This window comes from Streptomyces sp. NPDC048415 (genome assembly GCF_040651675.1).
Classification (GTDB): domain Bacteria; phylum Actinomycetota; class Actinomycetes; order Streptomycetales; family Streptomycetaceae; genus Streptomyces.
Window position 1 is genome coordinate 17,082 of the sequence record NZ_JBEZKJ010000019.1, and the last position, 24,225, is coordinate 41,306.

Consider the following 24,225-nt stretch of genomic DNA (forward strand, 5'->3'; position numbering starts at 1 on the left):
GGTCGGCCGATCCCGCACTCACCGCGTCGTTGCCTGCTTCCCGGGAGTTTCCAACACAGGGAGGAGCTCGGGTAGATGCCCGTCGGAAGCCGAGGCGGCCCGCTGCCGTTCCTCCGCCACCTCTCCGTAGAGCGTCGTACGCGGTTTCGCCGGGCGGCCCGCCGCCTCCGCCACCGCGATCAGGTCCTTGACGGACTTGTACGAGCCGTACGACGAGCCCGCCATGCGGGAGATGGTCTCCTCCATGAGGGTGCCGCCGAGGTCGTTGGCGCCCGAGCGGAGCATCTCCGCCGCGCCCTCCGCGCCCAGCTTGACCCAGCTCGTCTGGATGTTGGGGATGTGCGGGTGCAGCAGCAGCCGGGCCATCGCCACGACCGCGCGGTTGTCGCGGGTCGTCGGGCCGGGGCGGGCGATGCCGGCCAGGTAGACGGGGGCGTTGGTGTGGATGAAGGGGAGGGTCACGAACTCCGTGAAGCCGCCGGTCTGTTGCTGGATGCGGGAGAGGGTGCGGAAGTGGCCGAGCCAGTGGCGGGGCTGGTCCACATGCCCGTACATCATGGTGCTGCTGGAGCGGATGCCGAGTTCGTGCGCCGTGGTGATCACCTCGATCCAGGTCGCCGTCGGCAGCTTGCCCTTCGTCAGGATCCAGCGGACCTCGTCGTCGAGGATCTCGGCGGCGGTGCCGGGGATGGAGTCCAGGCCCGCCTCCTTCGCCGCCGTCAGCCACTCGCGGATCGACAGGCCGGTGCGCGTCGCGCCGTTGACGACCTCCATCGGGGAGAAGGCGTGCACATGCATGCCGGGGACGCGTTCCTTGACCGCCTTCGCGATGTCGAAGTAGGCGGTGCCGGGCAGGTCCGGGTGGATGCCGCCCTGCATGCACACCTCGACCGCGCCGACGTCCCAGGCCTGGGCGGCACGGTCGGCGACCTGTTCCAGGGAGAGCGTGTACGCGTCGGCGTCCGTGCGGCGCTGGGCGAAGGCGCAGAAACGGCAGCCGGTGTAGCAGACGTTGGTGAAGTTGATGTTCCGGGTGACGATGTACGTGACGTCGTCGCCGACCACGGACTTGCGGACGTCGTCCGCGATGCGGGTGAGCGCGTCCAGGGCCGGACCGTCCGCGTGCAGGAGGGCGAGGGCCTCGTCGTCGGTGAGCCTGGTGGGGTCGTCGGCGGCCGTCGCGAGCGCCGCGCGGACGTCCGTGTCGATACGGGACGGCACCATGCCGGGCGCGGCGGCCTCCCGCAGCGCCGCCCAGTCGCCGTAGACGAGGTCGAAGTCCTCCCGGCGGTCGCCCGTACGGCCCTCGGTGTCGATGGTGTGGTGCAGATCGGTGCGGCCCGACGCCGTGAACGCCTCCTCGGGCTCCTGCCAGGGGTGGCCCTCGACCACCGCGTCCGCCCGCGCGAGGCCCGTCTCCGGATCGGCCAGCGCCCGTACGTGCGGCAGCAGCCGCGGGTCGAGCCAGGGCTCACCGCGCTGCACGAACTCCGGGTACACACAGAGGCGTTCCCGCAGCTCGAAACCCTCCGCGGCCGAACGGTCGGCCAGCTCCTCGATCCGCGGCCACGGCCGCTCCGGGTTCACATGGTCGATGGTCAGCGGCGAGACCCCGCCCCAGTCGTCGATCCCGGCGCCGATGAGCCGCCCGTACTCGCTGTCGACCAGGTTGGGCGGCGCCTGGAGGCAGGCCGCCGGGCCCATGATGTGCCGGGCCACCGCGACCGTGGCCACCAGCTCGTCCAGCTCCGCGTCCGGCATCCCGCGCATCGCGGTGTCCGGCTTGGCGCGGAAGTTCTGGATGATGAGTTCCTGGATGCCGTGGTACGACCGCGACACCCGGCGGAGCGCGAAGAGGGACTCGGCGCGCTCCTCGAACGTCTCCCCGATGCCGATCAGCAGCCCGCTGGTGAACGGGACGGAGGAGCGGCCCGCGTCCTCCAGCACCCGCAGCCGTACGGCGGGCTCCTTGTCCGGCGATCCGTAGTGCGGCCCGCCGGGCTCGCTCCACAACCGGGTCGCGGTCGTCTCCAGCATCATGCCCATGCTCGGCGCGACGGGCTTGAGCCGCTGGAAGTCGGTCCACGACATCACCCCCGGGTTGAGGTGCGGCAGCAGGCCCGTCTCCTCCAGGATGCGGATCGAGATGGCGCGTACGTACGCGATCGTGTCGTCGTAGCCGTGCGCGTCCAGCCACTCACGGGCCTCCGGCCAGCGGTCCTCCGGCTTGTCGCCGAGGGTGATGAGAGCTTCCTTGCAGCCGAGTTCGGCGCCCCGGCGGGCGATGTCGAGGACCTCGTCGGGGGACATGAACATCCCGTGGCCCGCCCGGCGCAGCTTGCCGGGCACCGTGACGAAGGTGCAGTAGTGGCAGGTGTCCCGGCACAGCCGGGTCAGCGGGATGAAGACGCTCTTGGAGTACGTGATGACGCCGGGGCGGCCCGCCGCGGCGAGGCCCGCGTCCCGCACCCGCGCGGCGGACGCGGTGAGGTCGTCGAGGTCCGCGCCGCGGGCCTGCAGCAGCACCGCCGCCTCGGTGACGTCGAGCGCGACGCCGTCACGGGCGCGTTTGAGGGCACGCCGCAGGGAGTTCGCCGTCGGCCCGGTTCCGGGAGTCGCGGAAGTCGTCATCCTTCGAGCATACGATCGCGGTGATCAGGCATTACAGGGCCCGGCCGGATTCCTCGGGTGCGGCGGATCGTTACAGAGTGGCACTGGTGTCCGGCGCCCGCTCACTGTCGGCTCGTGCGAAAGCTGCCGATTCCCTTCCCGTGCCCCGCAGTTCACGGCTGACCACCAAGCTTGTACGTGTCATGTCACCGCCACGCTTCGACACCGGGGAGCAGCAGCATGTGCGAGGACGACCACGGAAACGGAATGGCGAGACGCGCTCTGTTCGTGACGGGCGCCGCCGCCGCGCTTACGTTGGGAAGCGTGAGCTTCTCCCACGGCCCCGAAGCCGAAGCGGCAAGCAACCAGGAGACGAAGACGGTGCGCGGCACCCTGCCCACCGGTTCGCCGGACTTCGTGTACGTACCCGTCGAAGTCCCCTCCGGCGTACGCGAGATCAAGGTCGCGTACACCTACGACAAACCGTCCGTCCCGGCCGGCACCGCGGGCAACGCCCTGGACATCGGCATCTTCGACGAACACGGCACCGAGCTGGGCGGCCGGGGCTTCCGCGGCTGGTCGGGCGGGGCGCGCACGGAGTTCTTCATCCGCGGTGACGACGCGACCCCCGGCTACATCCCGGGCCCGATCCGCCCCGGCACCTGGCACATCGCCCTCGGCCCGTACACGGTGGCGCCGCAGGGCCTGCCCTACGAGATCACGATCACGCTGACGTACGGGGAGCCCGGTGCCGTCGCGCAGCCGACGTACCCGCCCTCGCGGGCCAAGGGCCGCGGCCGTGACTGGTACCGCGGCGACTGCCATCTGCACTCCTGGTACTCCGACGGCCGCCGCACCCCGGCGGAGATCGCGGCGCTGGCGAGGGCGGCGGGCCTGGACTTCATCAACACCTCGGACCACAACACCCACGCCTCCCACCCGCATTGGGCGGACCAGGCGGGCGACGACCTCCTGATCATGCTGGGCGAGGAGGTGACGACACGCAACGGCCATGTCGTGGCCCTCGGCACGGACCCGGGCACCTTCGTCGACTGGCGCTACCGCGCCCGCGACAACCGCTTCGGCAAGTACGCGCGCCAGATCCGCCGCGCCGGGGGCCTCGTCGTCCCCGCCCACCCCCACGCCACCTGCATCGGCTGCTCCTGGAAGTTCGGCTTCGGCGAGGCGGACGCCGTCGAGGTGTGGAACGGCCCGTGGACCCCGGACGACGAGGTCTCCCTGGCCGACTGGGACAACACGCTGGTCGCGTCCGCACGCTCGGGCTCACGCGACTGGCTCCCCGCGATGGGCAACAGCGACGCCCACCGCGACCCCGACCCGGTCGGCACCCCCCAGACGGTCGTCCTCGCCGACGACCTGACCCGCGAAGCCATCCAGGCCGGCATCCGCGCGGGCCATTCATACGTGGCCGAGTCGAAGTCGGTCTCCCTGACCTTCACGGCATCCGGCGCGAAGGGGGAGCACGCGGGCATCGGCGAGCGGTTGGGGGCGGACCGTGAGACCCCGGTGACGGTCAGGCTGGAGGCGACGGGCGCACCCCGCTGCACGATCCGCTTCGTCACCGACCAAGGCGTCCTTTTCACCAGCGACCCCCTCCCCGTCTCCGGTGCCGGAACGGCCGAGTGGCATACGACGGCGGCGTACGCGGCCTACGTACGGGCGGAGTTGCGCCACGAGGTGGCGCTGGGCCCGCTGCCGGGGGCGTTGGCGGCGTTCACGAACCCGATCTTCCTGGGGGCGCACGGGAAAGCGGAATGACACGAGCGGTGCTGTGGCTCCACCTCCCAGTACGGCGCCGACCGCCCGGGACGGGCATCGCGCACTGCTCCCCACGGCCCGCGCAGCCCCGCTCACCACGTCGCCACCCCGCGTCCGCACTCGGCCCACAGCAGCTTGCCGCCCTTCGACGCGCCCAGCTCGCGCAGGACGGACGCGCCCCAGGAGTCGGCGCAGGCCCGCACGAGGTACAGGCCGCGCCCGTCCTCGGCATCCTCCGGGGGTACGTCATCCGGGGCGCCCGGCGGTGTCTGCGCGAACCCGGGCGGGACCCTGGGGTCCGAGTCCCACACCGCCACGCACAGCCGGTCGGGCTCGGTCGCCCGGAGGCGGAGGGCGTACGGGCCCTTGGTGTGGCGGTGCGAGTTCGTGAGCAGTTCCGCGGCCAACAGCTCGGCTGTGGGGACGAGTTCGGTCATTTCGTGGGCGGCCAGAATCAGCCGGAGGGCTCCCCGGGCGATGCCCGGAGCTCTTGGGTCGTGCGGAAGTTGCAAGGTGTAGGACCAGGGTGGGGATACGGTTGCCATGGAAGTTTCCGATCAGGAGAGGGAGTTGGGGGCCCAGTGACGGTGCCGCTCCGTCGAGCGGGGTGCTTCTGGGTGGGCGCCTGAGTACGAAGCTAGGGCACTGACAAATAACATTTGGCAGATCCGAGAAAACTTCGAGATACTTCCCTCGTGTGGGTGACACCAACTCGGTGTGGAGCAAGAGGAGTTCACATGCCCCCGAGAGCCTCAGCGTCGGCCCGGCGCATCCGGCTCGCCGTTGAGCTGCGCAAAATGCGCGAGCGCGCGGGCATGACGGCGACCGAAGCGGCCCGCACACTCGGGATCAGCCAAGGGCAACTCAGCAACATCGAATCGGCCCGATTCGGCGTCAGCCCCGACCGGCTCAGAGCGATGGCCCGGGCGTACACATGCCCGGACCAGGACTTCGTGGAGGCCCTGGTCGCCATCGCGACCGACAAGACGCGTGGCTGGTGGGAGTCGTACCGGGAGGTTCTGCCGTCGGGCCTACTCGACCTCGCCGAACTGGAACACCACGCCACCGCCGTGCGCACCGCGTACACGACCCACGTCTCGGGGCTGCTCCAGACCCATGACCACGCCCGCGAGATCTTCCGCCACGTGATCCCGGCGCCCACGCCGCCAGAGGTCGAGCACCGCGTCTCGCACCGAATCAAGCGGCAGGACGTCATCTACCGGGCGGACCCGATCCCTTATCGCACCGTGATGCATGAAGCGGCCCTGCGCATGCGCGTCGGCGGCCGGGACGTGGCGCGCGCCCAGCTCCAGCACCTCCTCGACGTGAGTGAGTGGGAGCACATCACCGTCCGGGTGCTCCCCTTCGATGTAGGCGCGTTCCCGGGCTCGGGACAGTCCATCAACTACCTGCACGGCCCTGTCCCACAGCTCGACACCGCTCAACTCGACCAGTTCCACGGTCCCGTACTCCTGGATGCCGAAGCACTCTTGGAGAAGTACCGGAACCTGCTCGACGTGGTGGAGGCCACCGCCCTCAGCCCAGAGAAGTCCCGGGACCTGATCCACGCCATCGCCCAAGACCTGTGAAGGAGCCCCATGCCCACGCATGACTGGCAGAAGTCGTCCTACTGCCAGGAGGGCGACGCCTGCGTCCACGTCGCCGCCACCGCAGAAACGGTTCGTCTGACCGAGAGCGGCGACCCCGACGGGGTCATACTCTCGGCCGACCCCGACGCCTTCGCGGCGCTCCTCCGGGCGGTCAAAGGGAACTGCGGCTGAGTCTCGGCTGCTCCTAGGCCCCCGACGTGTTCGAGAGGCGGTCCAGCCACTCCGTCAGCAGGCCCGTCTCGGCCGGGGTGAAGGCCGGGCTCGGGGTCTGGCGGAGAAGGGCCCCGAGGCGGGTCGCGGTGGCGGGGAGGCGGGACTCGGTCGGCTCGCTCGGCGCGGTGTCGGGGCCGGAGTCCGTCACGTCCGTGGTGAAGACCGCCGCGTGTACCGCGTCTCGTACGCGGCGGGAGATCGTCCGGTCGGTGAAGGTGGCCGGGCGGGAGACCAGCATCAGGGACACGCCGACGTTGGCGGACATGATGATCTGGGCGGCGAGTTCGGGGGCGAGGCGGAGTTTGCCCTGTTCAGCGGCTCGCTGGAGGTCGGCGGTCAGGATCTGGTGGGACTCCAGGGCGGCGGCCGGCGGCGTACGCATGGCCGGGGAGTTCATGAGGCGGTAGAGGTTCGGGTTGCGCAGGGCGAACTCGGTGTGGGTGTCCCAGCCGTCGCGCAGGTCCTGCACCGGGTCCGTGCCGGGGCGGCGTCGGCGCTTGGTCGCCAAGTACTTGTCGTAGCCGTGGTCGACGACGGCCGACAGCAGCCCCTCCTTGTCCCCGAAGTGGCGGTAGAGCGCCGGGGCACCGACCCCGGCGGCCTCGCACACCGCCCGGGTCGAGACATCCCCGTTCGGGGACTCGGCGACCAGGGCGGCCGCCACTTCGAGAATGCGCGCTTTCGTACTCACGGGAGCGACGTTATCCCCCGAGGTCACCCGGCCTCCCGGTGCGGGGTCAGCAGGTCGGCCAGGCCGATACGGGTGAGGAACTCGGCACGGACGCGGTCCGCGACCCGGCTGACCTCCTCCGAGCCGTCGTCCGCCGGGTCGACGTGGACGCGGAACGGGCGCTCGCCGTGCGGAGTCCCGACGACCTCCACGATCGCGTCGGCGACCAGGGACACGTCGGCGTCGGCCGGGGCGAGGGCGGCGAGGCGCCGGGCGACCTGGTCCGTCAGGCCGGCGTAGCGTTCCTCGTACGCGGGGATCATGGTCTGCTCGGATGGATGCCCGCCCGTGGCGAAGTGGTTGGTGCCGGAGGTGAAGGCGCCCGGCACCACGATGGTCGTCTCGATGCCGAAGCGGGCCAGCTCGGCGGCGTACGACACGGCGAGCGCGTCCATCGCGGCCTTGGCGGCGAAGTACGGCGCCAGATAGGGCGGTGTACCGCCCCGGCTGGACGTGGAGCCGATCCACAGCAGCAGGCCGGACTGCCGGGCGCGCAGGTGCGGGAGCGCGGCCCGGTTGACGCGCTGGGTGCCGAGTACGTTCGTGTCGTAGACCGCCGCCAGTTCCTCGGGCGTGAACGCCTCGGTCGGGCCGGTCACCATATGGCCCGCGTTGTGCACGAGCACGTCCAGGCCGCCCGCCTCCGCGAGGACCGTGGCCACGGCCGTGTCGGCCGACTCCTGGGAGAGCACGTCCAGTTCGACGGTGCGCAGGTCCACCCGGTGTTCGGCGGCGTACGCCTTGGCGTCCGCGACGCGGGGCGCATTGCGGCCCGTGGTGTCGCGCAGTGCCGCGTAGACCGTGTGTCCGGCGCGGGCGAGGGCGCGGGCGGAGAGGGCGCCGAAGCCGGAACCCGCGCCGGTGATGAGGATCGTCTTGCTCATGAGGGGCTCCAGGGAGAGAAGGGCGACGGGATTACGCGATGCCGCCGTTGGCCCGGATCACCTGGCCGTTGACCCAGCGGCCGGCCGGGCCCGCGAGGAAGGCGACGACGCCGGCGATGTCCTCGGGCGTGCCGAGGCGCTCCAGCGGCGGCTGGGCGGCCATCCGCGCGACGGTCTCCTCGTCCTTGCCGTCCAGGAACAGCGCGGTGGCGGTCGGGCCGGGGGCCACCGCGTTGACGGTGATGTCCCGGCCGCGCATCTCGCGGGCCACGATCAGGGTCATCGCCTCGACGGCGCCCTTCGTGGCGGCGTACGCGCTGTAGCCGGGGAGGGCGAGGGCCAGTACCGAGGTGGAGAAGTTGATGATCGCGCCGCCCGGGCGCAGCCGGCGCACGGCCTGCTGGTCGACGACGAACGTGCCGCGGATGTTGGTGCGGTGCATGCGGTCGAGGTCGGCGAGGTCGAGGTCGGCGAGCGGGGCCAGCGTCATGACGCCGGCCGCGTGCACGACGACATCTACGCCGCCGTACGCCTTTTCGGCGGCGTCGAAGAGGGCGGCGACGTCGGTCTCGTCGGCCACATCGGCGCGGTGGGCCAGGGCCTGGCCGCCGGCCTCCGTGATCGTGGTGACGGCCTTTTCGGCCTCGGCCGCGTTGCCGGCGTAGTTCACGACGACGGCGTATCCGTCGGCGCCGAGGCGCTCGGCGGTCTCGCGGCCGATGCCGCGGGAACCGCCGGTGACGATCGCTACGCGGGGGGTGGTGGTGGGGTTGGTGGGCTGCTCGCTCATGAGGTCGCTCCTGCCGGTGGCTGGGGTAGCGGTGACTCGCACCCCGACAGAAACAACGCTAACACTTCTACGTTAGCGGCGCTACAGCGGGGAGGGGCGGGTCGCCGGTAACGCCGCTACCGTGTGGCGTTTCCTCGCCCCCTCCGCTTTACCCGTCCCGCCTGGGAGGCTCCCGCCCCCCAAACCCCCCTTATCGCGCTTCGCGCTCGTCCTCAAACGCCGGACGGGCTGGAACCCAATTCCTCACCCCGGCCACACGATCGCCTGCACCTCGCTGTACGCCTGCAGCGCGTACGACCCCACGTCCCGGCCCACCCCGCTCTTCTTGAAGCCGCCGAACGGGGCCTCCATGTTGCGGCCGACCGTGTTGACGCCCACGCCTCCCGCCCGCAAGCGCCGCGCGACGCGGAAGGCGCGGGCGACGTCGCCGGACCAGACGTAGTCGATGAGGCCGTAGTCGCTGTCGTTGGCCAGCGCGATGCCCTCCTCCTCGTCGTCGAAGGGGACGACCACGACGACCGGGCCGAAGATCTCCTCGCGGACCACTCGCATGTCGGGGGTGCAGTCGGCGAGGAGGGTCGGGGCGACGTAGAAGCCGCGGGCGAGCGCGGGGCGTTCGCCGCCCGTCACCACCCGCGCGCCCTCCTTCCGCCCGAGTTCGACATACGACTCGACCCGGTCGCGATGCGCCGCCGAGATGACCGGGCCGACCACCGTGCCCGGCTCCCGCGGATCCCCCACCTTCACATGCCGGGCGTACGCCGCCAGTTGCTCGACCAGCCGGTCGTGCACCCCCCGCTGCACCAGCACCCGCGTCGGGGCCGTGCAGATCTGCCCGCTGTAGAACGAGAACGTCGTGCCGATCCCCGACACCGCAGATTCCAGGTCCGCGTCGTCGAAGACGACCGCCGCGCCCTTGCCGCCCAGCTCCATCAGCTGCCGTTTCATGGACCGGCCGCACACCTCGGCGATGCGCTGCCCGACGGCCGTCGAACCGGTGAAGCTGACCATGTCGACGTCCGGCGAGTCGACGGCCGACTCCCCCACCTCCGCCGCCGAGCCGCTGACCACGTTCACCACCCCCGGTGGCACCCCGGCGGCCTCCAGGGCCTCCGCCATCCGGTAGACGGACAGGGGATCCTGCGGGGCCGGCTTCACCACCACCGTGTTGCCCATGGCGAGGGCGGGGGCGATCTTGCCGGCCGGGTTGGCCCAAGGGTTGTTGTACGACGTGATGCAGGTGACCACGCCGACCGGCTGGCGTACGGCCAGCGCGCCCATCACGGCCGCCCTGCCGAAGGGCCCGGCCTCGTTGATCTGCGGCGGCAGCGGCTGCTCGACGGGTTCGACCCGCGCGTACCGCCGGAAGCGGGCCATCCCGACGCCCACCTGCATACCGCGCGCCGTCCCGGTCGTGGCGCCGCTCTCGGCCTGGGCGAGTTCGGCGTACGGGACGAAGTTGCGCTGGATGACGTCGGCCGCCCGGGCCAGCACGGCCGCCCGCTCCTCGGCCGGCGTGCGCGACCACGCCCCGAAGGCCTCGCGGGCCGCGGCCGCCGCCGCGTGCACCTGGTCCCGCGAGGCCTCCGGCGCCCGCCCGACGACCCCTTCGCTCGCCGGGTCGATCACCTCGTAGTGCCCGTGGTCGGGCGCCAGCCACGAACCGCCGATGAACAACCGCTGCTCGTCGGTCATGTGGTACTCACCGTCCGGGTGTCACGGCCGGAGCGGAGCACCTTCCCGGGCACGGAACCCGTCACCACATCACCCCGTATCACCTCGACCCCGTTGACCCACACGGCCGTTACGCCGATCGCCCGGGAGTCCAGGCGCGGGCTCTCTCCCGGCAGGTCGTGCACCAGGGTGGCCTTTCCGGCGTCGATCCGCTCCGGGTCGAAAAGCACCAGGTCGGCATGGAATCCCACCTCGAGGCGTCCTCGTTCGCGCAGCCCGAAGAGCCGCGCCGGGTCGTCCGTCAGCATCCGAACGGCCCGCTCCAGCGTCACCAACTTCCGCCCGCGCACACAGTCGCCGAGGAAGCGGGTGGTGTACGGGGCTCCGCACATGCGGTCCAGATGGGCGCCCGCGTCGGAGCCGCCCAGCAGGACGTCCTGGTGCTGCCAGGTCTCGGCCCGCAGCGCCCACGAGTCGGGGTCGTTGTCGGTGGGCATCGGCCACAGCACCGTACGGAGGTTGTCGGCCGCGCAGATCTCGACGAGGCACTCGAACGGCTCCTGGCCGCGCTCGGCCGCGATGTCCCCTACGACCCGCCCGGTCAGGCCCTCGTTCGCCGCGCTGTACGTGTCGCCGATGACGTACCGCCCGAAGTGGGCGAGCCGCCGGAATACGCCGGCTTCCTTCGAAGCGGCCCGCCGGAGCATTTCCGCCCGGACCTCGGCGTCCCGCAACCGGGCGATGCGCTCCGGCACGGGCAGCCCCAGTACCTCGCCCCAGCCGGGGATCAGGTTCAGCGCGCAGAAAGTGCCGAGGGACATGTTCATCGGGGTGAGGATCGGCATGGTGAGCGCGACGACGCGGCCGCCGGCCTTGCGGGCACGCTCGCTCGCCTCCAGCTGGCGGGGGACGCGCTCGGGGACGGCGGCGTCGATCGTCAGGACGTTCCAGTTGAGGGGGCGTCCCGCCGCCGTGCTCATCTCCACGAACAGGTCGATCTCGTCGTCGCTGAACTGGTCGAGGCAGCCGGCCACGATCGCCTCGATCTGCGTGCCCTCGTGCTCCCCCACGGCCCTGCTGAGTGCCAGCAGCTCCGCCGGTTTCGCGTGCCGGGAGGCGACCGGCTTGCCGTCGCCGTCGGAGTGGGTGGAGGACTGGGTGGTGGACAGGCCCCAGGCACCGGCGTCCATGGCCTCATGGAAGAGGGCGAGCATCTCGCCGAGTTGTTCTTCCGTGGGCTGCCCGCCCACCGCCGCCGGACCCATCACATACCGCCGCAGCGCGCAGTGCCCCACCATGAATCCGGCGTTGACCGCGATCCGGCCCTCCAGTGCGTCCAGGTACTCCCCGAAGGTGTGCCAGCTCCAGGGCGCGCCCTCCTCCAGAGCGACCAGGGACATCCCCTCCACCTTGGACATCATGCGGCGGGTGTAATCGGCGTCGCCGGGGCGGGCCGGGTTCAGCGGGGCGAGGGTGAAGCCGCAGTTGCCGCCCGCGACCGTGGTGACCCCGTGGTTGAGGGAGGGAGTGGCGTACGGGTCCCAGAAGAGCTGGGCGTCGTAGTGGGTGTGCGGGTCGACGAAGCCGGGGGCGAGGACCAGCCCGGCGGCGTCCTCGCTGGTACGGGACGGCTCGGTCACCGTACCGATCACGGCGATGCGGCCGTCCCGTATCCCCACGTCGGCGGTGTACGCGGGCGCGCCCGTCCCGTCCACGACGGTCGCGCCCTTGATCAGATGGTCGAGCATGACCGCAGCACCCCCTACGCGGACTGGCGGAACCGGGTCGTGCGGTGCACCGGATCCGTGTCGATCTTCGGGATGACGTGCTCGCCGATCAGCCGGATCGTCTGGAGCGTCTCCTCCTTCGGCACCCCGACCGGCAGACCGAAGCTGAGCTGGTCGGCGCCCGCCTGCTCCCAGCGTTTGCACTGGGTGAGCACCTCGTCGGGGTCGCCGCAGATCAACAGCTCCTCCTCGATGAGGAGTTCGACGAACTCCGGGGTGTACTCGGGGAGCGTCTCCGGCCAGACGGGGAAGCCCTCGGGGCGCGGGAAGGTGTCGTGATAGCGGAAGACGAGGGAGGGGAGGTAGTGCAGGCCGCCGCCCACCGCGATCCGGATCGCCTCCTCGTGTGTGGGGGCGCAGATGGCGGTGGTCGTCACCATGACGTTGTCGTTGACGAAGTCCCCGACCGGTTCGGCGTTCACGACCGCCGTCTTGTACTGCTCGAGCACCCACTCCATGTCGGAGACCTTCTGCACGCTGAAGCCGAGCACCCCGAGGCCCTTGCGGGCGGCCATGGCGTACGAGGGCGGCGACCCGGCGGCGTACCACATGGCGGGGTGCGACTTGCCGTACGGCTTGGGCAGCACCTTGCGGGGTGGGAGCGACCAATGTTTGCCCTGGAACCCGGCGTACTCCTCCTGGAGCCACATCTTCGGGAACTCGGCGATGGTCTCTTCCCAGATCTCCTTGGTGTAGTTCATGTCGGTGACGCCGGGGATGAAGCCGAGGATCTCGTGCGAGCCGGCGCCTCGTCCGGACCCGAACTCGAAGCGGTTCTCGGAGAGATGGTCGAGCATGGCGACCTTCTCGGCGACCTTGACCGGGTGATTGACCTGGGCGAGCGGGTTGAAGATGCCCGAGCCGAGGTGGATGCGGTCGGTCGCGTGCGCCAGGTATCCGAGGAAGACGTCATTGGCGGACAGGTGCGAGTACTCGTCCAGGAAGTGGTGCTCGGACGCCCAGGCGTACTTGAAGCCGGACTTGTCCGCCTGGATGACGTACTCGGTCTCCTCCATCAGCGCCTTGTGCTCCGCGAGCGGGTCCGTCTCGGCGCGCTTGCCCACGTATCCCTGTACAAAGAGCCCGAATTCCAAGGAGGTTCACCGTCCCCATCCAGATACCCGACAGATATCTGACGTACCGTCAGATTCATTGAGCCGACTGTTCCACCGCGCACGTGGACCGTCAATAGCTGACGCCACGTCAGAGAACGCTCACGCCCGCCAGCCATCCCCCGTCGATCACGAACGGCTGTCCGGTGATGTACGAGGAGTCCTCGCCGGTCAGGAAGAGGGCGAGGCGGGCCACCTCCTCCGGCCGCCCGATCCGTCCCAGCGGCACGAGCTTGCGGTACAGCTCGTCGAGCGCCTCGGAGGCCGCCGCGCTGTCGGCGGGGTCGGCGCCCGGGTCGAGCTGGGCCGGGTTGCTCATGGCGGTGTCGATGGCCCCCGGGCAGACGGCGTTGACGCGGATCTTCTTGGCGGCCAGTTCGAGGGCCGCGACCCGCGTCAGGCCCACGATGGCGTGCTTGGTCGCGGAGTAGGCCCCCACCCACGCCATGCCCGTGAGCCCCGCGTACGAAGCCGTGTTCACGATCGTGCCGCCGCCCGCGGCCTCGATCTCGGGCGCCACGGTCTTGATCCCGAGGAACACCCCGACCTGGTTGACCTGCACGATCTGCTGGAACTCGTCCAGCGGCGTGTCGACCAGCTCGTTGAAGCGCAGGATGCCGGCGTTGTTGACGAGCCCGTCGATCCGCCCGTACGCATGCTTGGCGGCCCGCACCGCCTCGTGCCAGTCGGCCTCCTGGCTGACATCGAGGTGGACGTATCGCGCCCCGATCTCCTTGGCCAGCGCCTCCCCCTGGTCGTCGAGCACATCCGCGACGACGACCGCGGCGCCCTCCTCGACGAACAGCCGCGCCTCCCGCTCGCCCTGCCCGCGCGCCGCACCGGTGATGAGGACGACGCGTCCGTCCAGCTTGCCCATGGCTCTCCTTGAGGCTCAGAGGTGAGGCGCGACGTCCGCGCCGAAGGCGGCGATCTGGTCGGTGAGTTCGCCGCGGCTCCTGCTGCGGAACCGCACCTGTATCTGGTGGACGCCCATCGCCCGGTAGGCCCGCAGCGACTCGGCGAGCTCCTCGGGCGCCCCGTGCAGGGTGCGCCGCCCGACATCCCAGCCGGGCGCGCCGACGTACAGCGGCTCGGTGATGGCGCCGACGGTGACGGGCTCTTCGATGCCGGCCTCCGCGCGCAGGTCCTTGAGCCGGGCGATCTGCCCCGGCAGCCGGTCGCGCGGGTCCCCCTGCGGCAGCCAGCCGTCGCCCCGCAGCGCGGCGCGGCGCACGGCGGCGGGCGAGGAGCCGCCGACCCACACGGGTACCCGCTCCTGCGCGGGCCGGGGCCGCTGCCCGAGCCCCTCGAAGTCGTACACCTTGCCGTGGTGGACGGGGTATTCGTCCCTCCCCAGCGCGGCCCGCAACGCGTCGATCGACTCGTCGAGCACCGCCCCGCGCCGCTCGAAGTCCGCCCCGACCGCCTCGAACTCCTCCTGTACGTGTCCGGCGCCCACTCCGAGGATGAGCCGCCCGCCGGAAAGGTGGTCGAGGGTGGCGTACTGCTTGGCCGTGACGAGCGGATGCCGCAGCCCGACGATCGCGACATGGCTGAGCAGCCGTACGCGCTCGGTCACGCCCGCCAGGTAGGCGAGGGTGGCGACGGGGTCGTACCAGGTCGTGCTCATCGCGTCCGCGAGGCGCCGTGGGATGGCGACATGGTCACAGCTCGCGAGGTAGGCGAAGCCGGCGCGGTCGGCGGCACGGGCGATCCCGACCAGGTCTTCAGGTCCGGCCTCCGCCTCCCACGCCTCCGCGTAGAGGGTGCTCTGCGACTGGACGGGGAGCTGCATCCCGTACGCCAGCCGGCCTTCGGGCAGTACGCGCATGGACGGCACCCCTTTATCTGACGAGTCGTCATCTCCGCTCATGGTGGTAGCTGACGACCCGTCAGACAAGAGGCGTGCACCGTTTACGGCGCCCAGAGGCCCTCGGGCGTCAGCCCCAGCAGCTCGATCGCGTTGCGCCGTACGATCCGGTCGACCACGTCCGCGTCGAGGTGGCTCATCTGGGCCTCGCCGACCTGCCGGGACTGGGGCCAGGTGGAGTCGGAGTGCGGGTAGTCGGTCTCGTACAGGACATTGCCGACGCCGATCGCGTCGAGGTTCTTCAGGCCGAAGGCGTCGTCGAAGAAGCAGCCGTAGACATGGTCGGCGAAGAGTTCGGACGGCGGGCGGTGGACCTTGTCGGCGACGCCGCCCCAGCCGCGGTTCTCCTCCCACACCACGTCGGCGCGCTCGAGGATGTAGGGGATCCAGCCGATCTGGCCTTCCGCGTACATGACCTTGAGGTTCGGGAAGCGCTCGAACTTGCCGCTCATCAGCCAGTCGACCATCGAGAAGCAGCAGTTGGCGAAGGTGATGGTGGAGCCGACGGCGGGCGGGGCGTCGGCGGAGGTGGACGGCATACGGCTGCTGGAGCCGATGTGCATGGCGATGACCGTGCCGGTCTCGTCGCAGGCGGCGAGGAAGGGGTCCCAGTCGTCGGTGTGGACGGAGGGCAGCCCCAGGTGGGGCGGGATCTCGGAGAAGGCCACCGCGCGTACGCCACGGGCGGCATTGCGCCGTACCTCTTCCGCCGCGAGGTGCGCATCCCACAGCGGTATGAGGGTGAGCGGGATCAGACGCCCGTGCGCGGCCGGCCCGCACCACTCCTCCACCATCCAGTCGTTGTAGGCCCTTACCGCGAGAAGGGCCAGCTCACGGTCCTTGGCCTCGGTGAACGTCTGCCCGCAAAAGCGCGGGAAGGTGGGGAAGCAGAGGGCGGACTGGACGTGGTTGACGTCCATGTCGGCAAGACGCCGAGTGACGTCGTACGAACCCGGTCGCATCTGCTCGTACGTGATGATCTCGAGCTTGATCTCGTCGCGGGAGTAGCCGACGGCGGTGTCGAGGCGGGTGAGGGGGCGGTGCAGGTCCTCGTACACCCACCAGTCGCCGATCGGGCCGTCGTCGCCGGGGCTGCCCATGACGGGCGCGAACTTGCCGCCCAGGAAGGTCATTTCCTTCAGCGGCGCGCGGACTATACGGGGTCCGGTGTCCTGGTACTTCGCCGGCAGCCGGTCCCGCCAGACGTCGGGGGGTTCCACCGTGTGGTCGTCCACCGAGATGATCTTCGGGAAGTCCTGGCCGGTCGCGGGGGTCTTCATGGTCTCCATACCGGCCACGGTAGCGCTGATCTGACGACCCGTCAGCTACTGGGAAGGGGGACGCCGGATGCGCGCCTGCGTGCGGAGGTGATGTGAGGACCTTGTGGTGTACCGTGCGGCGCCCTGTGATCGCCGTCTCCCACGGCTGACGCATCCGCCATGAACAAGGCAAACTGGCCTCCTTGCACTGACGGTTCGGCAGGGGGACAGCGATGGACGGTGTGCCGCGAGTACCGGAGCAGCGGCGTCCCGAGGAATCGGCGGCGCTGCGCTTCAGCGTGCTCGGCCCGGTGCGCGCCTGGCACGGTGACGAGCCCCTGCCTGCGGGGTCCCCGCAGCAACGCGCCCTGCTGGCCGCGCTGCTGCTGCGCGACGGCCGCACGGCCACGGCTTCCGAACTCATCGACGCCCTGTGGGGCGACGAACCCCCCTCCCAGGCACTGGCCGCCGTGCGCACGTACGCGTCCCGGCTCCGTAAGGCACTGGGGTCCGAGGTCCTGGTGAGTGAGTCGGGCGGATACGCCATCCGATCGCTCACTGAGGGCGCGCTCGACCACGCCCGGGCCCAGGACCTGGCGGCCGACGCCGAGAAGGCGCGCAGCGCCGGGGATCTGTGCCGGGCCCGCGAACTGCTGCGGGACGCGCTCGGACTGTGGGACGGGGAGCCGCTGGCGAGCGTTCCCGGGCCGTACGCGGAGACACAGCGGGCCCGGCTGGAGGAGTGGCGGCTGCAACTCCTTGAGTCGCGGCTCGACATGGACCTGGAGCAGGGCTGCCACGCGGAGGCGGTCTCCGAACTGACCGCGCTGACGGCGGCGCATCCGCTCCGCGAGCGGTTGCGGGAGCTGCTGATGCTCGCGCTGTACCGCAGCGGCCGCCAGGCGGAGGCGCTGGCGGTGTACGCGGACACCCGGCGCCTGCTGGCCGACGAACTCGGCGTCGACCCGCGCGCGGGCCTGAAGGAACTCCAGCAGCGGATCCTGCAGGCCGACCCCGGCCTCGCGGAACCCTCCGCCCCCGCCGCCGAGCCCACCGCCGCCCCCGTACGCCCCGCCCAGCTCCCCGCCACGGTCACCGACTTCACCGGCCGCTCCTCCTTCGTCCAGGAACTGAGCGACGTCCTGGCCTCCGCCTCCTCCGCCGAGGGCCGGGTGATGGCGGTCTCGGCGCTGGCGGGCATCGGGGGCGTGGGCAAGACGACTCTCGCGGTGCATGTCGCGCACCAGGCACGCGGGGCGTTCCCCGATGGGCAGCTGTACGTCGACCTGCAGGGAGCGGGGTCGCGAGCGGCGGAGCCGGAGACGGTGCTCGGTGCTTTCCTGCGGGCCCTGGGTACGGCTGATTCCGCCATCCCGGACTCGCTGGAGGAACGCTCGGCCCTGTACCGCTCGGTGCTGGACGGCCGCCGCGTCCTCGTGCTGCTGGACAACGCCCGGGATGCGGCGCAAGTGCGTCCGCTGCTACCGGGGATGGAAGGCTGCGCGGCCCTGGTCACTTCCCGGGTGCGGATGGTGGACCTGGCGGGCGCCCATCTGGTGGATCTGGACGTGATGTCGCCCGAGGAGGCGTTGCAGCTCTTCACGAAGATCGTGGGCGAGGAGCGGGTCGCCTCGGAACGGGAGGCCGCGCTCGACGTGGTCGCGGCGTGCGGCTTCCTTCCCCTGGCGATCCGTATCGCCGCCTCCCGCCTGGCCGCGCGCCGCACCTGGACGGTGTCCGTGCTGGCGGCCAAGCTCGCCGACGAACGCCGCCGCCTGGACGAACTCCAGGCGGGCGACCTCGCGGTGAAGGCCACGTTCGAACTGGGCTACGGCCAGCTGGAGCCGGCCCAGGCCCGCGCCTTCCGTCTCCTGGGCCTGGCGGACGGCCCGGACATCTCCCTGGCCGCCGCGGCGGCGGTCCTGGACCTCCCGGTCGAGGACACCGAGGACCTCCTGGAGTCCCTCGTCGACACCTCCCTCCTGGAGTCGGCGGCTCCCGGCCGCTACCGCTACCACGACCTCGTACGCCTCTACGCGCGCGCGTGCGCTGAGCGGGACGAGCAGCCGCCGAGCGAGCGGGACGCGGCCATGTCCCGGTTGCTTGACTTCTATTTGGCTACGGCTGCGGGGGTCTACGAGATCGATCGGCCCGGGGACCGGCTGGTGGACCACCTTGAGGCCACCGAGTATCCAGGGCTGGTGTTCGAGGACCGGCATCAGGCTCAGGACTGGTTGTACGCCGAGGCGGTCTGCACCCTGGCGTGTGTGCGGCAGTCGACGGGACCTCAGACCCTGCCGCGGGCCGTCGATCTCCTGTGGGCCGCCGTCGACCTGGCGGAATCAGGAGCGAACTCCAAGGAGTACGAGGCCATCGCCGAGGCCGCGCGCACCGCCGCGCAGAAGATCGCGGCGCCACGCGCCGAGGCCCGGGCGCTGACGACGCTGTCCTTCGTGCACCACATCACCGGGCGTTTCGACTCGGCGGACCGGGCCGCCACGCGTGCCCTCGAGCTGGCCCTCGCCACCGGTGATCCTCTGACCAGCTGCTGGTCGTCCAACATCCTCGGCGTGATCGCGCTGTACCAGAACCGGCATGAGGACGGCGAGGCACACCTGAGCCGCGCCATCGAGAACTTCCGCGCCTGCGAGGACCGCCCGGGCGAGGCGAGCGCCCTGTGCAACCTCTCCCGCATTCACCTCGCCGCCGGGCGGACCGCGAGCGCGGTGACCCTGGCCGAGCAGGGCACGGCCATGTACGACGACATGGGCCACGCGCTGAGGGGGGCCAATGGCCGGTACGCCCTGGGGCTCGCGCTCACACAGAGCGGTCAGCTCTCCCAGGCCGTCCACCGTCTGCAGGAAGCCCTCGAAGTGTTCCGGGACAGCCGCCAGCGGCTGTGGGAGGGCATGACGCTGTTCCGTCTCGCCGAGGCGGACCTGGCCGCACGGCGCCCGGCACAGGCCGCCGCAAACGCCGAGTTGGCGCTGACCGTTCTCCGGGGGATCGGCGGCGAATGGCGACGCGGCAACGTTCTGTCGGTGCTCGGCCGGGCCCTGAACGGTATCGGCCAGATCGGTCGCGCCCAGGTCTGCTGGCAGGAAGCCCTCGACATCTACGAGACGTTGGGCGCCCCGGAGGCCGCTGAGGTGCGGGTGCTTCTCAACCCTCTCGCCGTCGCCTGAGAGCGCGCGCCTGCACGTTCATCGTTCGTTTATCGCCACCCGGCACTCTCGACGTGTCGATCCGTCGCGTCGGGGGGCAGACGGGGTGACACGCGGCCGCACCTTTAAGGTGAACCGGCCCAGAAGTGCCCGTCCGGCGACCCTCGGGGGAGTTGCCGGGCGGGACCTTCCCGACTACCGCATCGAGAACTGCAGGGGAGCCAGTCATGAGCGACGAGACCAGCACCGACAACGTCCACGCCACCGACGAGCCGACGGTCGGCACGGACAACGTGCACGCCACCACCGAGCCCCTCACGGGCAAGAACCCGATCGCCCCGGGCGAGGACACCGGCGACGCGTCCACGGACAACGTCCACGCGACGGACGAGCCGGCCTGACCAGACCACATCACACGGGGATCGGCCGCGGCGGCGCGGAGGGGGAGCCGCCGCGGCCGACGTGTGTCCGGGCGGGTGCGGCTCCACTCCTCCGGAGAGCCCTGCCGGTCGACGTCGGCCGCCCGCGTGCGCGAGCCTCATCGAGCTGATCACGTGGTAACGCCGCGAAGCTGCCCCTTCATCACCTTCCCACTCGCGTTCCGAGGCAGTTCCCGCACGAACTCCACCGTCCTGGGCACTTTGTAGTTCGCCATTTCGCGGCGGGACCAGGCGATGAGGTCGTCGGCGGTGAGGGGGGAATCCGGGCGGCGGACGACGTACGCCTTGCCGACCTCGCCGAGGCGGTCGTCCGGGACGCCGATCACGGCGACGTCGGCGACGTCCGGGTGGAGGCCGAGGAGCTGTTCTATCTCGGCGGGGTAGGCGTTGAAGCCGCCGACGATGAACATGTCCTTGATGCGGTCGGTGATGCGGAGGTTGCCCGCGGGGTCGAGGACGCCGACGTCGCCCGTGTGCAGCCAGCCGTCGGGGTCGAGGACCGCCGCCGTGGCCTCCGGGTCCTCGAAATAGCCCCGCATGACGTTGAAGCCCCGGACCAGGACCTCTCCGGGAGAGCCGGGGTCGACAGGAGCTCCGGAGGCGTCGGCGACCCGTACCTCCGTGTCCGGGATCGCCCGGCCCGACGTCGAGGCGATCACCGGCGGTGCGTCACCGCGCCGGCACATCGTGACGATCCCGCTGGCCTCGGACAGGCCGTACGCCGTGAGCACCGTGCCCACGCCGAGTTCCGAGCGCAGGCGTTCCACCAGGCGCAGGGGAACCACCGCCGCTCCCGTCACCACCAGCCGCAACGCCGAGAGGTCGTACGTGTCCCTGGACGGGTGGTCCAGCAGCGACTGGTGGAGGGTGGGCGGGCCCGGCAGGACCGAGATGCGCTCCGACGCCACGTTCGCCAGCACCGTGTCCACGTTGAACACCGGCTGCGGGATCATCGTCGCGCCGCGCATCAGGCAGGCCACGATGCCCGCCTTGTAGCCGAAGGTGTGGAAGAAGGGGTTCACGATCAGATAGCGGTCGCCCTCGCGCAGCCCCGCGAGGTCGCTCCAGATGGCGTAGCCGCGGAGGGTCTGCGCATGGGTGATCAACGCGCCCTTGGGGCGGCCCGTCGTGCCCGAGGTGAAGATGATGTCCGAGGGGGAGGAGGGGGACACACCGTCTCCCCGGCGGCGTACCTCCGCCGCTCCCACCCCGTCCCCTTCCGCCAGGAAGTCCTTCCAGGTGAGGAAGTCGGCGGGCGCGTCGTCCGCGAGCACCACCACCTGCTCCAGGTGCGGGATACCGGGCAACGGGCCCGGCCCTCCGGGCCCTTCTCCCGCCGCCCGCCGCAGCGACGCCACGTACGACGTGCCCAGGAACGTGCCCGTCACGAACAGCAGGCGGGCCCGGCTGCGAGCCAGGACGTACGCCGCCTCGCTTCCCTTGAAGCGTGTGTTCAGCGGGACCAGGACCGCGCCCGCGGACACCGCGCCGAGGGCGGAGACGATCCAGTCGAGGGTGTTCGGAGCCCAGATGGCCACCCGGTCGCCCGGTCGCACCCCGTTCGCCATGCACGCCGCCGCCGCGTGTTCCACGCGGGCGCCCAACTCGGCGTAGGAGATGCGCGTACGGCCCTCGACGACCGCCTCACGGTCCGCGAAGCGTGTCGCCGCCGAACGCACCAGTCCGGGGATGCTGCCCCACTCCAGGTCACCGCGCATCGCGCACCTCCCGCTGACGCACCACTAGCTGACTGTCCGTCAGATTAGCTGTAGCCTGACGCCCTGTCAGCAGCCGGGACGTCCGCGGAGGTGCACGCATGCCAGGGATCAAGGACGCCACAGCCGTCGTCGGGATCGGACAGACGCCCTTCGCCCGGCAACTGCCCGAGTCCGAGAAGGCGTTGGCCTGTCGCGCCATCCTGGCCGCCCTCGACGACGCCGGGATCGCGCCCGCGGAAGTCGACGCACTCGCCTCCTACACCATGGAGGAGACGGACGAGGTGGAGGTGGCCAAGGCCGTCGGGCTCGGCGACCTCACTTTCTTCAGCAAGGTCGGATACGGAGGGGGCGGCTCCTGCGCCACCGTCGCCCACCTCGCCGCCGCCATCGCCGGCGGTCAGGCCACGGTGGGTATCGCCTGGCGGTCGCGGAAAAGGGGCAGCGGACCCCGCCCGTGGAAGAACACGGCCGTCCAACTCACCACTCCCGCCCAGTGGACCCGCCCCTTCGGCCTCCTCCGCCCCGCCGACGAGATCGGCATGCTGGCACGCCGGTACATGCACGAGTACGGGGCCACCAGGGACCATCTCTTCAATGTCGCCCTCGCCTGCCGCAACCGGGCCAACCAGAATCCGGCCGCGATCATGTACGAGCGCCCGCTGACCCGCGAGATGTACATGACCTCCCGCTGGATCAGCGAACCCCTGTGCCTCTTCGACAACTGCCTGGAGACGGACGGCGCGTTGGCGTGTGTGATCGTGTCCGCCGAGCGCGCCCGCGACTGCCGACAGCGGCCCGTGTACGTCCACTCCGCCGCCCAGGGCCTGCCCGCCCAGCACCACGGCATGGTCAACTACTGGAACGACGACCCGCTCACGGGCCCCGCCTGGACTGCCGCCCGCCACCTGTGGAAACACGCCGACTTCACACCGGAGGACGTGGACGTGGCGCAGATCTACGACGCGTTCACCCCCCTCATCCCGCTCTCGCTGGAGGGATACGGCTTCTGCGGGAGAGGGGAGGGCGCGGCCTTCACCGAGGGCGGCGCCCTGGAGATCGGGGGACGGCTGCCCCTCAACACGGGGGGCGGCGGACTCAGCGAGGCTTACGTGCACGGCTTCAACCTCATCAACGAGGGCGTGAAGCAGTTGCGGGGCACGAGCACGGCGCAGGTGCCGGGGGCCGCCACCTGCCTGGTCACCGCCGGTGAGGGAGTACCGACATCCGCGCTTCTTCTCAAGGTCTGAGGAGCCGACATGAACGAGCCCCTTCTCTCCCCCGTCCTCGACGACGACGGCACGCCCTTCTGGCAGTACGCGGCCCAGGGTGAACTCCGCATCCAGGCGTGCGCCGACTGCGGCGAACTCCGCTTCCCGCCCCGGCCCTGCTGCCCGCACTGCCACTCCTTCGAGAGCGAGTGGCGCAAGATGAGCGGGCGCGGGCGCGTGTGGTCGTACGTCATCCCGCACCCGCCGCTGCTGCCCGCCTACGCCGAGCAGGCCCCGTACAACGCGATCGTGGTCGAGCTGGCGGAGGCTCCCCGGATACGGCTCGTGGGGAACCTGGTGAGGGGGCCCGGCGCGCCGCTCAACTCCGTTCCGGCGGAACGCATACGGATCGGGGCGCGGGTGCAGGCGGTCTTCACGCAGGTGGGTGGCGTGAGCGTGCCCCGGTGGATTCTGGAGCGGGCGTGAGGAGCGGGGGCGGGGGGCTGAGCGTCGGGATCGACAAGGACACCGGCGTCGGCGTCCTCACCCTCGACCGGCCCGGCAAGCTCAACGCCATCGGCCTCGACACGGCGGCCGAACTCGCCGCTGCCTGGCGGGAGTTCCGGTACGACGACACCGTGCGGGCCCTCGTCGTCACCGGGGCGGGCACGCGGGCCTTCAGTACGGGGATCGACCGGGACGTGGAGGTTCCGCAGCCCAACTCGCCCTACATGGTGGACGATCCGCTCGTCGCCATCGGGCCGAAGGCGAACGACCTGTGGAAGCCGGTGATCGCCGCCGTGAACGGGATCGCCTGCGGGGGTGCCTTCTATCTGCTGGGGGAGGCGGAGTTCGTCGTGGCGGACGAGACGGCGACCTTCTTCGATCCGCACACCACGTACGGGATGGTCAGCGCATACGAGTCCGTGTACATGGCGCAGCGGATGCCGGTCGGGGAGGTGGCTCGGATGGCGTTGATGGGGACCGCCGAGCGGATGTCCGCGCGGCGGGCGTATGAGGTGGGGCTGGTGTCCGAAGTCACCTCGCCGGGCGGTGCGTTGGCGGCGGCCGTCGAGTGCGCGGCCGTCATCGCCTCGTATCCGGCCGAGGCCGTGCAGGGCACCGTGCGAGCCCTGTGGCTGGCCGGCGAGGCAGGGCGGGCGCAGGCCCTCGCGCACGCGCCGCAGCTTGTGTCGCTGGGGAATCTGCCGGGGGAACGGCAGGCGTCGCTGTTCTCCGGCCGTCGGCCCGGGTTTCGGCTGCGGTAGGCGGCGCCCGCGTGGCGGGGGCGTCATACCCGGCGTAGCGTCTGCACCGACGGCCGCCGTCCGGAGTCCCTTCCGTGCCCGGTGCGACGGCCGTCACAGCGGTTCTCGC

20 protein-coding genes are annotated in these 24,225 nt (G+C 71.1%); 8 read left to right on the top strand and 12 right to left on the bottom strand.

Going from position 1 to position 24,225, the window contains the following annotated elements:
* Positions 1–18: 18 nt before the first annotated feature.
* Positions 19–2,631 carry a bifunctional FO biosynthesis protein CofGH gene (locus AB0D27_RS15495; protein ID WP_362507722.1) on the bottom strand — a complete coding sequence of 871 codons (2,613 nt, stop codon included), beginning with the start codon at positions 2,629–2,631 and terminating at the stop codon, positions 19–21.
* 219 nt (positions 2,632–2,850) lie between these two features.
* Here AB0D27_RS15495 and AB0D27_RS15500 point away from each other — a divergent pair, with 219 nt between their 5' ends.
* The gene (locus AB0D27_RS15500) at positions 2,851–4,389 is read left to right on the top strand and encodes a CehA/McbA family metallohydrolase (protein ID WP_362507725.1); all 1,539 of its coding nucleotides are present in this window, start codon (positions 2,851–2,853) and stop codon (positions 4,387–4,389) included.
* A gap of 92 nt (positions 4,390–4,481) precedes the next feature.
* Here AB0D27_RS15500 and AB0D27_RS15505 read toward each other — a convergent pair whose 3' ends face one another.
* Positions 4,482–4,934 carry an ATP-binding protein gene (locus AB0D27_RS15505; RefSeq protein ID WP_362507728.1) on the bottom strand — a complete coding sequence of 151 codons (453 nt, stop codon included), beginning with the start codon at positions 4,932–4,934 and terminating at the stop codon, positions 4,482–4,484.
* A 192-nt stretch (positions 4,935–5,126) separates the two neighbouring features.
* Here AB0D27_RS15505 and AB0D27_RS15510 point away from each other — a divergent pair, with 192 nt between their 5' ends.
* Entirely contained in the window at positions 5,127–5,978 is an 852-nt protein-coding gene (locus AB0D27_RS15510) for a helix-turn-helix transcriptional regulator (RefSeq protein WP_362507731.1), read from the top strand.
* Positions 5,979–5,987: 9 nt separating this feature from the next.
* On the top strand, positions 5,988–6,170 hold the full coding sequence (locus AB0D27_RS15515) for a DUF397 domain-containing protein (RefSeq protein WP_362507734.1): 183 nt from the start codon (positions 5,988–5,990) through the stop codon (positions 6,168–6,170).
* Between the two features lie 13 nt (positions 6,171–6,183).
* On the opposite strand, the gene AB0D27_RS15520 is transcribed toward AB0D27_RS15515, so the two are convergent.
* The 9 genes from AB0D27_RS15520 to AB0D27_RS15560 form a co-directional block, all read right to left on the bottom strand.
* Positions 6,184–6,903: a TetR/AcrR family transcriptional regulator gene (locus AB0D27_RS15520; protein WP_362507737.1), complete on the bottom strand. Its 720-nt coding sequence runs from the start codon at positions 6,901–6,903 to the stop codon at positions 6,184–6,186.
* A gap of 23 nt (positions 6,904–6,926) precedes the next feature.
* Positions 6,927–7,826 (bottom strand): SDR family NAD(P)-dependent oxidoreductase, encoded by a 900-nt coding sequence (locus AB0D27_RS15525; RefSeq protein WP_362507740.1) that lies wholly within the window; start codon positions 7,824–7,826, stop codon positions 6,927–6,929.
* Between the two features lie 31 nt (positions 7,827–7,857).
* The gene (locus tag AB0D27_RS15530) at positions 7,858–8,616 is read right to left on the bottom strand and encodes an SDR family oxidoreductase (protein WP_362507743.1); all 759 of its coding nucleotides are present in this window, start codon (positions 8,614–8,616) and stop codon (positions 7,858–7,860) included.
* Positions 8,617–8,859: 243 nt separating this feature from the next.
* Positions 8,860–10,311: an aldehyde dehydrogenase family protein gene (locus AB0D27_RS15535; RefSeq protein ID WP_362507746.1), complete on the bottom strand. Its 1,452-nt coding sequence runs from the start codon at positions 10,309–10,311 to the stop codon at positions 8,860–8,862.
* The gene (locus AB0D27_RS15540) at positions 10,308–12,038 is read right to left on the bottom strand and encodes a D-aminoacylase (protein ID WP_362507749.1); all 1,731 of its coding nucleotides are present in this window, start codon (positions 12,036–12,038) and stop codon (positions 10,308–10,310) included. Before AB0D27_RS15540 ends, AB0D27_RS15535 begins: the two co-directional genes overlap by 4 nt.
* Positions 12,039–12,052: 14 nt before the next feature.
* Positions 12,053–13,171: an LLM class flavin-dependent oxidoreductase gene (locus AB0D27_RS15545; protein ID WP_362507752.1), complete on the bottom strand. Its 1,119-nt coding sequence runs from the start codon at positions 13,169–13,171 to the stop codon at positions 12,053–12,055.
* A 109-nt stretch (positions 13,172–13,280) separates the two neighbouring features.
* A complete protein-coding gene (locus AB0D27_RS15550) occupies positions 13,281–14,066 on the bottom strand; it encodes a glucose 1-dehydrogenase (RefSeq protein WP_362507755.1) in 786 nt (261 codons plus the stop codon).
* A gap of 15 nt (positions 14,067–14,081) precedes the next feature.
* A complete protein-coding gene (locus AB0D27_RS15555; RefSeq protein ID WP_362507758.1) occupies positions 14,082–15,020 on the bottom strand; it encodes an LLM class F420-dependent oxidoreductase in 939 nt (312 codons plus the stop codon).
* A gap of 83 nt (positions 15,021–15,103) precedes the next feature.
* On the bottom strand, positions 15,104–16,348 hold the full coding sequence (locus AB0D27_RS15560; RefSeq protein WP_362507761.1) for an amidohydrolase family protein: 1,245 nt from the start codon (positions 16,346–16,348) through the stop codon (positions 15,104–15,106).
* 203 nt (positions 16,349–16,551) lie between these two features.
* On the opposite strand from AB0D27_RS15560, the gene AB0D27_RS15565 reads away from it, so the two are divergent.
* A complete protein-coding gene (locus AB0D27_RS15565) occupies positions 16,552–19,503 on the top strand; it encodes a BTAD domain-containing putative transcriptional regulator (protein ID WP_362507764.1) in 2,952 nt (983 codons plus the stop codon).
* Positions 19,504–19,709: 206 nt separating this feature from the next.
* Complete coding sequence (locus AB0D27_RS15570; RefSeq protein WP_362507767.1) at positions 19,710–19,883, top strand: hypothetical protein; 174 nt, start codon at positions 19,710–19,712, stop codon at positions 19,881–19,883.
* A 149-nt stretch (positions 19,884–20,032) separates the two neighbouring features.
* On the opposite strand, the gene AB0D27_RS15575 is transcribed toward AB0D27_RS15570, so the two are convergent.
* Positions 20,033–21,640: a FadD3 family acyl-CoA ligase gene (locus AB0D27_RS15575; protein ID WP_362507770.1), complete on the bottom strand. Its 1,608-nt coding sequence runs from the start codon at positions 21,638–21,640 to the stop codon at positions 20,033–20,035.
* 98 nt (positions 21,641–21,738) lie between these two features.
* Here AB0D27_RS15575 and AB0D27_RS15580 point away from each other — a divergent pair, with 98 nt between their 5' ends.
* The 3 genes from AB0D27_RS15580 to AB0D27_RS15590 are packed head-to-tail and all read left to right on the top strand — an operon-like array spanning position 21,739 to position 24,116.
* Positions 21,739–22,887: a lipid-transfer protein gene (locus AB0D27_RS15580; RefSeq protein WP_362507773.1), complete on the top strand. Its 1,149-nt coding sequence runs from the start codon at positions 21,739–21,741 to the stop codon at positions 22,885–22,887.
* 9 nt (positions 22,888–22,896) lie between these two features.
* Complete coding sequence (locus AB0D27_RS15585) at positions 22,897–23,334, top strand: OB-fold domain-containing protein (RefSeq protein ID WP_362507776.1); 438 nt, start codon at positions 22,897–22,899, stop codon at positions 23,332–23,334.
* The gene (locus AB0D27_RS15590) at positions 23,331–24,116 is read left to right on the top strand and encodes an enoyl-CoA hydratase/isomerase family protein (protein WP_362507779.1); all 786 of its coding nucleotides are present in this window, start codon (positions 23,331–23,333) and stop codon (positions 24,114–24,116) included. Before AB0D27_RS15585 ends, AB0D27_RS15590 begins: the two co-directional genes overlap by 4 nt.
* Positions 24,117–24,225 lie beyond the last annotated feature (109 nt).